This is a genomic window from Serratia sp. CY33802 (genome assembly GCF_052169095.1).
GTDB classification, from domain to species: Bacteria; Pseudomonadota; Gammaproteobacteria; order Enterobacterales; family Enterobacteriaceae; genus Serratia; species Serratia bockelmannii.
This window is the reverse complement of sequence record NZ_JBJNLL010000001.1, coordinates 1,264,343-1,277,959: the sequence shown is the minus strand read 5'-3', so window position 1 is coordinate 1,277,959 and position 13,617 is coordinate 1,264,343. Positions and strand designations below refer to the sequence as shown.

Below are 13,617 nucleotides of genomic sequence, written 5' to 3'. Positions count from 1 at the left end.
GCGGCCTATTTACGGGCGCACATGAAATCGGCGGTGCAAATGCGCTGGCCATCGATGCTGGCGCGGCCGGTAAAGCGGGCGATCGCCCCGCGGCGGCGCACAAAGGCCACCTCCATCAGCACCTGGTCGCCGGGGCGGGCGGCGCGATAAAACCGCGCACGCTGAATGGCCGCAAAATAGTAATGCTCCCCCTCGTTTAGCGCCCCGAGATAGTAATGCGCCAGCAGTCCGGTGCTTTGCGCCAGCGCTTCCACCAACAGCACGCCGGGAAAACCGGCGAAGTGCGCGTGGCCGTTCCAGAACGTTGGCTCATTGGCGGTGATGTTCTTGATGGCGCTCAGCCTCCCTTCGGCAATGCAGGTGCCGGCGGGAAGCACGCGATCGACCAACAGGCAGGGATAACGATGAGGCAAAATCGCCTGAATATCGTTGAATTGCAGGGGGTGACCAGTCAATGGCATGAGAGAGCGTGATCCTGTCTGCGGCGAAACCGGTGCAAGGGCCGGCGTTCAGTCCATGATGAGTGTAATAACATTATAATAAAATTATCATCAGATGTGCCAGATGAAAAAAACGACGGCGGGGAAACAGGCGAAGAAGGGCGCGTGAGGGAGGCACCCGATCATGACGACCGGGTGTGGCAGTACGTTTTAGTGCTTGGAGCGGGTCACTTTATCCAGGTAGCCCATCACGAAGGCGGACAGCACAAAGGTAAGGTGGATGATCACATACCACATCAGCTTGTTGTCCGGCACGTTCTTGGCGTCCATAAACACCCGCAGCAGGTGAATGGAGGAAATGGCGACGATAGACGCGGCGACTTTGTTTTTCAGCGAGGTGGCGTCCATTTTGCCCAGCCAGCTCAGTTTTTCTTTCCCTTCGGTGATATCCAGCTGCGAGACGAAGTTTTCATACCCGGAGAACATCACCATCACCAACAACCCGCCCACCAGCGCCATATCGACCAGCGACAGCAGGGTCAGGATCAGATCGGCTTCCGCGACAGAAAAAATGTTGGGCAGGACGTGCAGGATCTCCTGAAAAAATTTGATCGACAGGGCGACCAGGGCCAGTGAAAGGCCGAAATAAACCGGTGCGAGCAACCAGCGGGAGGCGTACATCGCGTTTTCTAGCAAGCGTTCCATCATAAAATTGTTTTAAATGCGTGGCAAAAAGGGCGCTCAGTATAGCGCAGGTGGCCCGGGCGAAATCAACCGGTTGCGTTATCCGAGCGCCTATCACGGCGCGGATCAGGCTGTTGCACGCAAAGAGTGGCGCGTCATGCGGATCAGCAAAGCAACACCCGCCGCGGCCGTCGTCAGCGCCACTACGCCCGGCCATCCCAGGTGTTCCAGTACGCGGCTGCCCAGTGCGGCGCCGGTGGCCATGCCGATGAATACCAGCGTGAACAGAATGGCGTTAAGGCGGCTGCGGGCAGCCGGATCGAGGCCGTAAATAATGGTCTGGTGCGCGATCAGCGTGGCCTGAATGCCGAGATCAAACCCGATGGCGCTCAGCGCAATCAGCCCCCATTGCACCGATTGCGGTAGTAACGGCAGTAAAAACATCAGGGCGAAAGAAACCGTTACCAACGCAGCGCCGATTTTAGTGACGGCGTCTGGGCCGTATCGGTCAGCCAGACTGCCCGCCAACGGTGCCGCCAGTGCACCCGCTGCGCCGGCCAGGCCGAACGCGCCGGCGACTGCGCTGCCCAGCTGATAGCGAGCGGCCAGCATCACCGCGAGCGTGGACCAGAAGGCGCTGAAGGCGACGGACAAAAAGGCCTGAGACAACGCCGCGCGCCGCAATTCAGGGTAGGTGGCCCAAAGCCGGCTCATCGAACGCAGCAAGGCGGGATAACTCAGCGTGCTGTGAGGCTGAAAGCGCGGCAAAGCTCGCCCTATCACCAGCGTGATCGGTAAAACGGCCAGCGCGGCTAACGCATAAACACTGCGCCAGCCGAAATAATCGGCGACCAGCCCGCTGAACACGCGCGACAGCAAAATACCGGCCAGCAACCCGGTCATCACGGTGCCGACGATTTTACCGCGTCGGGCATCAGGAGCCAGAGCCGCGGCGGCGGGGATGATGTCCTGCGCGACGGTGGCGGCCAGGCCGAGCGTCAGGCTGCTGAGCAACAGCAGCGAAAAAGAGGAAACCAGGCTGCACAACAGCAGCATCATGGCCAGCAGCACGCCCTTCACCAGAATGATCCCGCGGCGATCGTGGCGATCGCCCAGCGGCGCCAGTAACAGAATACCCAAGGCATACCCCAATTGGGTCAGGGTCGGCACGAATCCGGTATCGCCAACGCCGACATGGAAGTCGGCACCCATGACGCTCAACATCGGCTGACTGTAGTAAATAGAGGCGACGCTAAGGCCGGCGCCGGTGGCCAACAGGAAAACGGTTTTGGCGGAAAGCGCACCGCCGGTGGGTGAGAGGCTCATTCGATAATTCCTGACAAGGTGGATGTGCGGCTATTTTTGTCGTGAATGTTATCGGCGGGTAGACCCGATATGGGTAGAACTGTTATACGTAACACGTATGAATAAAATTAATTTACCCAACGGCGACCGTATAATCCTGCTGCAAACCCTGGTGCGTATTGTCGAGAGCGGGAGCCTGTCGGCGGCGGCGCAGCAGCTGGGCACCTCGCAGCCGACCATCAGCCGACGTCTGCGGGCGTTGGAACAGCTGTTGGGCACCAGGTTGATCCAACGGACGACGCATGCGCTCCATCTTACCGATGACGGCGAACGCTGCTATCAGCAAGCGCGCGGCTTGCTCGCGCAATGGCAAAGCCTGGAAGATGCGCTGCGCGGCGCGCGCGACGAACCGGTTGGCGCACTGCGCGTGCGCGCTCCGCACGCCTTTGGGCAGGATCAGCTGATCGGGCCGCTCGGGGAGTATTTGCGGCGCTATCCCCAAACCAGCGTGGAGTGGACGCTGAACGACCACTCTCCCGATTTCATTTCCGAAGGCGTAGACTGCGCCATTCACGTTGGTGCGGTGACCGATCCTTCGGTGGTGGCGGTGCTGTTGGCGGAAGTGCCGCGCAGCACGGTGGCGTCACCCGCACTGTTGACTGAACGACCGGCGATCGTCGATCTCGACGATTTGGCATCATTGCCGTGGCTGGCGGTAAACAGTTTTTATCGCAATGAGGTCGTCCTGACCCACGCGACCAGCGGCGAGCAGCGGCGTTTCGGCATCGCACCCAGGTTGAGCACCGACAGCCTTTATGCGGCGCGTAAAGCGGCGCTGGAAGGGCTGGGCGTAGCGATCGTGTCGTCTTGGGTGGTGAAAGAAGAGTTGGCGCAAGGATCTCTGCAGACGCTGTTGCCCCTGTGGCGAGCCGAGCCACTGCCTATCTACCTGCTGTATCCTTACGCCAGCTATTATCCCGCGCGTTTACGCAAATTCATGGAAATGATGAAAGAAACGATGCCGCGCATTATCGGCGCGCAGCCGCCGACGGGGCGCTGACGGCCTTCAGTGCCTGGCTTTTTTACCGTCGCTGTGGCCGAGAGAGCGATCGGGGAAGCTGTGATCGCGCAGCCGCTGCTTTAACTGCGCCGCATCGGGGAAGCCGCCGTCAATCTTGCGATCCCAAATCATCACGCCATCGACGCTGATTTGGTAGACCCCGCCGGTGCCCGGCATCAGGGTGACGGAGGCGAGATCGTCACCAAAGGTGTTTAGCAGCTCTTGCGCCATCCAGCCGGCGCGCAGCAGCCAGTTGCATTGCGAACAGTAGTGGATCGTCACTGCGGGGGCATTTTTCATCGTTGGCGGATCGAGTAGGAAGCGGTGCTTGCATCATCAGCTGCCGCACCGCCGTTGTCAATTTTCCTAACGGTAGGGGCCGAGGCTCGCGGCAGGGGCGCTGTCGGCGATGAATTCGCCGGTGGCCGAGTTGCCGAAGACGGTGCTCTCTGTCGGCGTCTTTGCGCCGCCGAACAGCCATTTTACGGAGCCGGCGCCGTGTGAAGAGGACGCCCAGCCTTGCAGCGGCAGCGTTTGGCTGACGCCGATCTCCCCTACGGCGTGCCAGATCAGGCCGTCGATTGAATAACTGCCTTGTGCCTGGTGGCCATCGCCCCGAACCGTCAGCTTCAGCCATATCGGCGTATTGCTGCTGACGACGGGCTTGCCGTTGACGCCATTTGGCAGACGGGCATCGATTTTTTCCGTACCGGCGCCGTTATCCCGCCGGTACTGCATGCGGATTTCGTGAGCAGCGGTTTGAAATATTGCGATATAGGCGGCGTCATCGGCGGTCGTGGCCCGCGCCATCACTCCGCCTTTGATAAAGCCGTCGGTATGTGACTGCGGGTTGGTGACGAAGGCGCTGAGCGTGCGTTCGGCACCGATAGTGGCACGATCGAAACGAAAATAGCCGCTGTCGCGTTTATTCCAGATATCGCCGGAGTCGACCTTGATGGCGCAGAGTGCACCGGATTCGGTCAGATCCGGCGGTAGCGTGACGTCGATGCCGGTAAACGGATAGCCGGTCATCGGCAGATCGGTGCGCGCGACTGTTCCAGCCGGTAGCCCAACTGTTTGCGTCGTTCAGGCCGTAGGCGCGGCCGACAAAGCCGGCGGTAAACACCGCGTTCGCCAGGGCGGTGTGGGCGGCCGAGAGGTTGAACATCACGGCGCAGGCGTGTTGGTCGATTTGTTGCGCCTGGGTGATTTCCGGCGTGACGAACGCCAGCCGTTGATTGGCGGTGGCGCCGTTTTGCACATACTGATTGAGCACCGAATTCGGCGAGGCGAGATCGCCGGTGGTGCAGCCAACAATGAACTTGCCGCGCAGGGTGTCGAGCGACGGCCACCCATAGGCGGCGATCGCTGCTTGCAGATCGGTGCAGTCGCCGATCAGATCGGGTGGTCCCCAAATGTGTTCGCGCCCCAGGCGCTCGGCCAACAAACGATCGAGCGATTCGGGTGTTTGATCTCGGGCGGCGTTGAAGTCGTCTTTCAAATCCAGCCACAGGGTGACGACTTCGTGCTGCGGCACCGCGCGATGAAACGCCAACAGCGCGTCCAGTGCATCCGCCAAGGTGTTGACTGAGCTGACCTGATCGATGACCGCCAGATGATAAACGTACCAGTTGCCGTTTAACTGCGGCCAACCGGCGGCGTTATTACTGTTGTGGATATCGATCTCAAGGGAACGGATGCGCCAGTACAGCGCCTGAGCCGGGTAGCTTTCCGTGCGTTGATACGAGTTGTGGGTGCTCTTTTGCCGCACCTGATGGTAGCGAATCGTTGCATCATTCATGACGTTGCCTCTCATCAAGACGCAGGGACGGGACGCGCAGTCCCGCACCCTGCGTGGGTTATGCTTTGCCGTTGCTCCAGCCGGCGGGATCCAATACCAGCGCCGTTTGCAGCCCGATGCTGCCGGTCATCGCCGGGCTGTAGGCCTGTTGTCCATAGAAGGCCGTCGGCGGGGTTCCTGTCGCCGTGCCACCGCCGCTCGGCAGCAGCGGCGAGACGGTCTGCTTGGCCACCGCACCGCCGAGACTGCTGAAAGTTGGCAGGCTGAATTTCCCCAGGACGAAACTTTGCATTCCCCCGACCAGTGGCAGGTTGTAGTTGGGGATGCGGCTGACGAAGGCTGGCAACGGCACGATGCCCAGGCTACCGAAAGCGTTGTAGGCGTTGCTGACCTGGGTGAGCGAGGTCGGGCTGAAGGCCCAGCCGTTGCCGCCGGTCAGCTCGGCGAAACGCGCAGCCTGCTGGAAGGCGGCCGCACCGCCAACCCCTGCGGCGCCGCCACTGATCGCGCCGCCGACGGCACCGGTAACGGCGCCTTTCAGCAGCGACTGTTGCCAACTGCCGCTGTTGGCGACGCCAAAGGCGTCGTTGATGAAGAATTGGCTCACTCCCTGCGCCGCACCTACTGCCGCGCCTACGGTGGCTCCGACCCCTGCGCCGGCCGCCAGGCCCGCCGCAATGCCGCCGGCGGTGGTGGAAGCCGCCGCCGCCGCTGCCGACCCTGCGGCAAAGGCGCCGACTCCGCCGGCGGCGGACAGAGCCCCGGCGAGGGCTCCTATCCCTGCGCCGGCGAATACATAACCGGCTAGCGCGCCACCGCGCAATCCGGACTGATAGCCGCTGTACAGGGCGACCCCGCCGCCCAGCACGGCGCCGACGGCGGCCCCGATCAGCAAGATGATAATGATTGGGGCGATCTCACCGGAAGGGTCGGTCTGATTAACCGGGTTGTTGCCGCAGTAGACGTAAGGGCCGCCATACTGGAATCTAGGATCGCAGGAGTAAAAGCGCCCCAATTGCGGATCGTAGAAGCGCGCCCGATAGTTATAGAGTCCCAAATCTTCATCCAACTCCTGGCCGGTGTAGCGATAGCGCAGTAACGAGGACGTGCCGACGCCAGTCGGCAAAGATTGGCCGAAGGGCATGTAGTCGAGCAATGCGTTGACCTGACCGTTTTCCGCCACTACGGCACGGATCGAACCTTGCTGATCCTTCAGCACGTACTGGGCCTCACCACCGTCGATGAGCAGCAGCAATCCGCCGACGCCATAGAGATATTGCGTCGTACGAGCGCCGAACTCCATCAGCGGCGCGTCGCTCAGGCCGTGTACGTAAGCGAGTTTGCTGCCGTCGGCGAACCGCTTTTGCACCCGCTGATTGATGCCGTTGTAGCACAGCGCAAGCTGGCGGCCGTCATCCAGTGCGATCGTTAACGGAAGATTATTCAGTGGGTTGTAATCGATACGCTGAATACCGCGACTGGCGGAGAGCGTGACGTTACCGACGACGTCATACTCGTAACGCTGCGCGACCGCGTCATTGGCGAGCACGGCGGCGACTTTGCCGCTGTTCGGCTGATACTCGTAGCTGAAGAGGGTGTCTCCCTGTTGCAGCCGGAGGATGTTGCCGCCGGCGTCGAAGGTCAGCGGCGCGCCGACGCCGAGGCTGTAAGCGGAATTGACGCTGTGCTCGGCGACCGTCAATTGGCCGCGCGGATCGTAGCGATAGCGATAAGCGAAGCTGTTTTCGGGCCTGACCGCATTGTCGTGCACTACGCCGGCGATATTGCCGTTGAAGTAACCGGCGCCCTCGTAGCCGCCGTCGGTGTAGCTGAAGCGTTGTTTCAACAGCGGTGCGCCGTCGGCATAGTGGTTGTTGATTTCATTCAACCAGCCGGGAGAGTTATAACTCATGGTGCGCCGCAGCGCCCGCCCCCCCTGTGAATTCAGCTGCTCTTCAGCCAGGCTGCCGTCGGCATGGTAACGGTAGCGAACGAACTTCTCCGGATCGTCCGGCGTGCCGATGGCGGCGGTTTGTCCCATGTCGTTATAGCGATAGGCCACGCTGGCGAGCGGCGCGCCGGCGGGATAATCGATGCGGATGACGTTGCCGAGGTTGTCGTAGGCATAGCCCGTGATGTAATCGCCAGCGTCCGGCAGACGCAGTTGCGACAGGGTCGCATTGCCTCCCGTATCGTAGCCATAGCAGTTTTCGACGCAGAGTCCGTCAGCGGCGCGACGGTACATTTTCCACAGGCGGCCGCGCAGAGTCGGCTCGTCGCCTTCGCCGTCATAGACGTTTTGCGTTTGCCAGTCATCATGGTGCGGGTAGTGCGGATCGTTATCGGCGATCGCCTGCAGCGCCGAACCGTCACCCCAGGCTTGCGCCACTTCGCCATCCTCGCTCAGGCGCCCCAGAACGTCATATTTTTTATACAACACGCGGTCTTTCGCGCGGCTCAGCGGCGTTGAGCTGAAACGCAGACGTCCGGCAGGATCGTAGATATACGTCGTTTCTCCGGCATCCGGCGTGACGCGTGCAGCGAGCTGACACAGGAAGTTGTAGCGATTGTGGCTGATGAAGGCGTCATCCGCCGGGGAAGACGACGGGTGGCGAACCTGCACGATATTGCCCGCCGCGTCGAAGATCTGTTGGACAGCGTCGCGAACAACGCCGCCGGCCTCGGTCTGCTTGCTCAGCGTCTGGCCACGGCGATCGTTGAGTGACAGCACGCCGGTGCCATCGGCATCGTACAGGGCGCTCACCCGCAATTCTCCAGGGCGACAGGCGATACCTGCCACCTGCGTGTGATCGGTGACGGCGTAAATGAACCGTGTAATATGCGGGTTGTCGCCGGTAATGGCGAAGATTTTGCCTGGCATGCCTTTGGCCACCGGGCGTTTCAGCGAGGAAGCCTCATAACGGGTGCCGCTATAGGGGTAACCTTCGTCCTGCGGGTAATAATCACTCACTTCACCGGTCATCACGCCGTTTGCGGCGTCCAGTGTGCGGACAAAGGCCGCCCGGTAGCCGAACAACGTGCGTTCAAAGGCGGCGATCTTGGTTTCGGCAACCGTATTGCCCAGCGCGTCGTACAGCGTTTCACGCACCAGGCATCGTCCTTCGTTCAGCACCTGATGCTGCGTTTCCTGCCGGTTGGCGTTTTTATACGTGATGGCCAGCTGTGGCGAACGGAAGGTAACCGCATTGGCAAAATAGATTTCCCCCTGTGCCTGCAGGCTGAATTCACCGTCGATCCTCGCATCGGTCTGAAGGGCGAAAACCTGACGACCGTCGGCATATAACAGAACGGCATCGTCGCCCGGTACCAGCAGCACCGAGGTGGGCAGGCAGCCGTTGGTCGCGTCGTCAGTGTAGGTGTTGCCCGCCAGCGTCAGCCGCCATCCCGCGATGGCGTCCCACTGGGCGCTCAGACTGTCGCCGATCGTCAGGCCGAAGGCGAGGTTCTGCGTCGCCGGCGACGAAAGGGTGAAGCCCACCGCGTAGCGGCCGGCGGTGGCCAACCAACGCAGGCGGTTGAGCGTCGTACCGCAATGCAGTAGCCGGCCCTGGCTGAGACGCCAGGCGCTGTCGTCGTCGCGCCGCCAGCGCGTCCAGGTTTGTTCGCCCTGCGTGAAGGTTTCGTATTGCCCACCGTCGGCGGCCAGAATTTCGCAGCTGCTGGCGGGATCGTGCTGCGGGTAGCTGAATGGCAGCGTATCGTGCCAACTGCGTGGCGCATAGTTCACCACGCCTTTCTTGCTTTCGCCTTGTGGCCCGGTCTCAACGAACTTTTGCCGCAGCGGATCGTAGCCGCAGCGCTGGACATCGGCGTTGTTGCCCATAACGGCGATCTCATCCAGATACAGCGGATCGTAGCAGCGGGCCTCCATCTTGCTGGCCAACGGCGTGACGCTGACGGTGTTGAACAGCACATAGCCGACCGTTTTTTGGTTGTCGAAGGCGAGCGCGAGCGGACGCTCCGGATCGCCGCTATAGGGGATGACGCTTTGCCAGTAAACCCAAGCGCCTTCTGCCGTGGGGACGATCGGCGTGGTGTGCGGCGCGGCGTTGCCACTACGGCTGATCAAGTTTGCCGCACCGGGCGCCGCGTTGAAACCGGGCGAGGTTTTGATCCAGGCGGAGACAACGACCGGCTGCGTTTGCCGCAGCGGCGCCGTTCGGGTCAGGGTCGCACCGACGCCGAGTTTGAGGCTGCGGCTGCCGACATAGGCGTCGTCGTCGACGATCGCCGTATCGCCGTCGAGCCGCCAGGGATCGGTGCTGTGTTGATAGGGTTCGAAACCGATGAAATCGCACTCATCCGCCGCGCCGCTGACGAACGCCGCCACCGGCAGGATCTGGTTGTTGTCCCACAGCGTGCTTTCGACCTGGCTTTCGCTGTTTTTCTGGGAGAGGATCGCACCATAGAATGTTCTGGCCAGTATTGTGCCTACCGGCAACCACGCGTCACCCGGATCGCTTGCCAGCGCCGGCGGGCTGGGGGGCTGGGCGCCAATCGCGGCTTGCAGCACATAGGCTTGCGTGGCGGCCCACACTGTCGGCGCAGCTTCATCGGCAAGCGGCTGTTGCCGTTGCAGAGCGCCGTAGCGTTGCAGACTGCCGGCGTAGATTGGCAGCGCCTCTCCCAGCGCCGCGCTCCCCGCTGCGTCGAATTGGCTGAAGGGCGCGTCGATCGCATTTTTCAGTAAGAACCAGGGATAGGCTTCGAACGCATAGCCGTAGAGTTTGGCAACGCCCTGCGTTTCTCCGGTGGCGGTCACATTGTCAAAGCGCTCGCGGATCAATTTGCCGAAGCGTGAGTCATAGCGATAATCGGTACGTATCGCCAGGCCATCATTAAGGCTGTTGTCGGCGATGCAGCGCGTATAACCGCCGAACAGCGGTCGCTCGACGCCGTCGATCGCTACGGAGGTGAAGGCCATCAGGTTTTTTTGTTCGTGAACCAACAGATTGCCGTCGGCGTCAAACACCTTTTGCTCGATCAATTGGCCGTCCAACAGCCCGGATGACGCTTGATCTGCAGCGCGAACTCGCTCGCCGACCTGCGGATCCTGGCGCGTCAGGCCATTGAAGTAATAGTTCTCGCGATAGCCGAAGCGCGGCGCGGACATGCTCTCGCTGCCGGGATAGCTGGCACTCTTGTAGTACTTGAAGACCGCGCCGGTAGGGTCGCAGGTCGCTGTCGCAATGTCGAACACGTAGCAGGTGGTGCTGACGGCGTAGCCGTCATCGATGCTGACCGTGTCGACGCAGTAATCCACCAGTGCGCCTTGCAGCGTGTTGTCGAGGTAGCGATTCAGCGTCAGGCTTTCCGCATTATCGAAGTCTTTGTTAAGCGGTAGATAGGTAACGAACGCGGACAGGCCGGCGGGATATTGGCCGTTGATATTGGGTTTGACCATGCCGGAGACGCCAATCTGCGTGAAATAACGTTGCGTGAGCGTGTCATCGCCGGCGAAGGCCTGATTGCGGAAGGTTTTCACGGTGGTGTTTTTGGCTGCCGTGCCGTCCAGGTTCAGATAAGAGATAAAGCGCGGTCCCTGATTGATCATGGTGGTGCTGTCTATCGCGTAGGGCACTTCGGCATATCCGGCTGCCGCGTCCAACCAATTGCACCAGGAACCGCGGTGATAGACGCGGTTGCCCATGGTGGCGATATCCGCGCCTGCCGTCGGGAAGTAGTGTCTTTTTCTTTCCGAAGTCGGATCGTCACGGGTATAGAGATCGCGCGCCGCATCGTTCCAGGCGGTGATTTGCCGGTTGGGATCGTAGGCTACCATGCGCGCCTGAGCCGCGAATTCGCGGTTGCTGACGGCGATTGCGTAATCGGCGCCGTAGGCGAACCAGTTGATGTCCTGATCGCTGCAGGTACTGCGTAACAGCAGGCTGTCGTTACGCAGCCAGTCTGCGCCGTTATAGCGCAGCAGATAGGGGCCGGACGCAATCATGGCGTTGTTGACGAATTTTGCCAGGAACGGAATGGTGAGGGTTTGCGACGGCGCGCTTTTCGGCAGGCGGCAGGGAAAGTCAGTGCTGGTCATGGCGCCGAATGCCGCGTCCCATCCGATGACCTTGACGGTGTAATCAACGCTGAGCGAAACCTCCTGCGTGATGTAGGTCAGCGCGATAAACGAGGCGCCGGCGGCAAAACCGAAACGGGTGGCCGACGCATCGCCGCCGAGGGTGAACACCAGCGGGAGTGAGGCGCCGTTTCGCCATTGTTCTTGGCTATCCTGATAATAAAGCGCCAGCCGATTACGGTGTTCGCCGCCGGTGAGGGGGGCATAATCCAGGACGGCGTAATAGCCGTTGGCCGCCGCGATGTAGGGGCGGGCGGTGGCGTTGAGATCGCCAGACCTATCGGCGATCGCCCACCGTTTGGTGAAGTTATCCCAGGTGTAGCGCAGCAGCGTCCGTTGATCCTTGTCGCAGACCACAAAAAAGTTGTCGCCGGCGGCCAGCTGCAGTTGGGTGGTGTTGGCGGCGATTGGCGCGCTGTCGAACCACTCGCCCCATTTGCGGTTATCCTTGTGATAGACATGCGCATAGGATTTGCCGCTCTGCGGGGTGGCATAGGTCAGGCAGGCGAAATCACCGGCAGTGACGACGTTGACACTGTTGATGTCGAAAGCGGCCTTGATCGTTTGCTGCTCGGGAGCCCAGCATTGCCAGCGCCCAAGCCAGGTGTAAAACGTGACGTGGATTTGGTCGCTCGACTCGTTAAGCCACAGGCAGACCGCGTAATCGCCGCCGAACCATACGCGCGGTTTGGCGCTGCGCGGCCAGGGACTGACGATCTGCCGCTGGCGATCGCACAGCGGCATCGTTTGTTGCTTATACCGGTAGGCGATTTTCGCACCGTCCGGCGTGACGGCGCCACTGAGCGCGCCGGCATTGACCGTACCCGCCGGCCAGTAGTTGAACTGCATCTGCGGCAGCGCACAATTTTCCGCATAGCGCCGCTGGACGCCGGTGAGCGTGCGTTTGACGGTATCACCGTAAAGCGGATCGCTTTGCGGGTAACCGCTGAAATTACTCTGCGTGTCGTAGCTCAGCTGCACCGCATAGAGCAATGTGCCCTGCGAGTTTTTGACGACGATGTTGTCCAGATAGCGCGTTTCGTAGCGATCCTGATAGGCTGAAGCGGCGTTGCCGGGGGCCTTGCTGTAGGGGGTATCCCAATGCGGAGACAGGTATTCCCGTGGGCCTGCGGGCGACTGCGTGTCGTACCGCTTCTCCTGATAGCCAAAATCGACGGTGCGATCGAACATGTCGGTGATGCGCGTCAGGTAGCAGGCTTTGGTAAAACTTAAGCCTCGTTCGCCAACCGGCTGTTCAACGGCCTCGTAACGGAAGGCGATCCGATCGCCCCACAGGCTTTCCACCTGCGCCAGATTCCAGATTGCCGCAAAGCGAGACTGCAAGGCATCGCCCTGGGGAGAGTGGGTCAAAGCGGATTGTCCCGACCAGTTGCCCCAGCGCACTTTCCATTGAATGCTCTGATCATCCTGCGCGTTGCCGCCGTAGAAGTAGCTGACCCCGTTGTCCTTGACCAGCTCCCAGCGTTCGAACTGCGGATAATACAGGACCTTGCTGAAATCATAGTGGAAGCACTCAAACGCTTCACCGCCGGAGAAGACGGCGAGTTCGGCGTCCTGGCGCAGCACGTTGAAGGTGCGCTGATAGACTGGGTCGATAATTTCCCATTGTCGATCGTCGAACCGCGTGACGACCTGAGCATGGCAACCCAACTGCAGGCCGGCGGCGATGAAAGCGGATTGGATTTCGGTGTCCACTTTGCCGCTATTGAGCGCGGTGGTGGCGGCGATTGGTAATTTCGCTCTCAGCCAATCGTTGGGCGCGCGAATTAATTCTGATGAGGCGTTGTTGGTATAAATTCGATAAAGGTTGTCACCGGGTGTTGCATTATCCCGGTGATCGACTTCAATGCGTTCGAAAGGCAATTGCCAGCCTAATCCCATAATTCCGGTTGGTGCGCTAACATTTGATTGATAAATTTCATTTTTGATGTTGCTGCCATAAAATGCAGTGACTTTGACGTCGAGTTGATTCCTTCCGGTTAACGCAACCAAATCAAGCGATAAATTCACATCGCCGCGAAACAGATTGACGCTGTCTTCGAATATGTTTTTTTCATTGCTTTCGAATTGGCTTGGCCGTACTGGCGGGATCTGACCGTTGGTTTTGTCACTCATTTTTAAATACCCTCATCGATAAAGCGCAGGGAAACAAAATGGCTTTCAATCGCCAGGGGCGATTGAAAGCCAGGCGATGCGCCTCTGC

The 13,617-nt window shown here is 60.4% G+C and carries 8 protein-coding genes; 1 reads left to right on the top strand and 7 read right to left on the bottom strand.

The genetic code is table 11. The features are described from left to right. Positions 1 to 5: 5 nt before the first annotated feature. From fabZ to ACJ8HA_RS05915, 3 genes are all read right to left on the bottom strand, one after another. Positions 6 to 461 carry a 3-hydroxyacyl-ACP dehydratase FabZ gene (gene fabZ, locus ACJ8HA_RS05925; protein WP_025302804.1) on the bottom strand — a complete coding sequence of 152 codons (456 nt, stop codon included), beginning with the start codon at positions 459 to 461 and terminating at the stop codon, positions 6 to 8. Between the two features lie 189 nt (positions 462 to 650). Next, positions 651 to 1,145 carry a TIGR00645 family protein gene (locus tag ACJ8HA_RS05920; RefSeq protein WP_025302805.1) on the bottom strand — a complete coding sequence of 165 codons (495 nt, stop codon included), beginning with the start codon at positions 1,143 to 1,145 and terminating at the stop codon, positions 651 to 653. Positions 1,146 to 1,250: 105 nt separating this feature from the next. Then, a complete protein-coding gene (locus tag ACJ8HA_RS05915) occupies positions 1,251 to 2,450 on the bottom strand; it encodes an MFS transporter (protein WP_049204012.1) in 1,200 nt (399 codons plus the stop codon). Positions 2,451 to 2,547: 97 nt separating this feature from the next. On the opposite strand from ACJ8HA_RS05915, the gene ACJ8HA_RS05910 reads away from it, so the two are divergent. Then, on the top strand, positions 2,548 to 3,489 hold the full coding sequence (locus ACJ8HA_RS05910; protein ID WP_025302807.1) for a LysR family transcriptional regulator: 942 nt from the start codon (positions 2,548 to 2,550) through the stop codon (positions 3,487 to 3,489). Positions 3,490 to 3,495: 6 nt separating this feature from the next. Here ACJ8HA_RS05910 and ACJ8HA_RS05905 read toward each other — a convergent pair whose 3' ends face one another. From ACJ8HA_RS05905 to ACJ8HA_RS05890, 4 genes are all read right to left on the bottom strand, one after another. Further along, entirely contained in the window at positions 3,496 to 3,789 is a 294-nt protein-coding gene (locus tag ACJ8HA_RS05905) for a SelT/SelW/SelH family protein (protein ID WP_004928553.1), read from the bottom strand. A gap of 66 nt (positions 3,790 to 3,855) precedes the next feature. Continuing rightward, on the bottom strand, positions 3,856 to 4,521 hold the full coding sequence (locus tag ACJ8HA_RS05900) for a hypothetical protein (RefSeq protein ID WP_197812632.1): 666 nt from the start codon (positions 4,519 to 4,521) through the stop codon (positions 3,856 to 3,858). Then, positions 4,415 to 5,290: a Ca2+-dependent phosphoinositide-specific phospholipase C gene (locus tag ACJ8HA_RS05895; RefSeq protein WP_442515252.1), complete on the bottom strand. Its 876-nt coding sequence runs from the start codon at positions 5,288 to 5,290 to the stop codon at positions 4,415 to 4,417. Before ACJ8HA_RS05895 ends, ACJ8HA_RS05900 begins: the two co-directional genes overlap by 107 nt. 58 nt (positions 5,291 to 5,348) lie before the next feature. Further along, a complete protein-coding gene (locus ACJ8HA_RS05890) occupies positions 5,349 to 13,295 on the bottom strand; it encodes an RHS repeat domain-containing protein (protein ID WP_442515251.1) in 7,947 nt (2,648 codons plus the stop codon). Between the last annotated feature and the right edge of the window lie 322 nt (positions 13,296 to 13,617).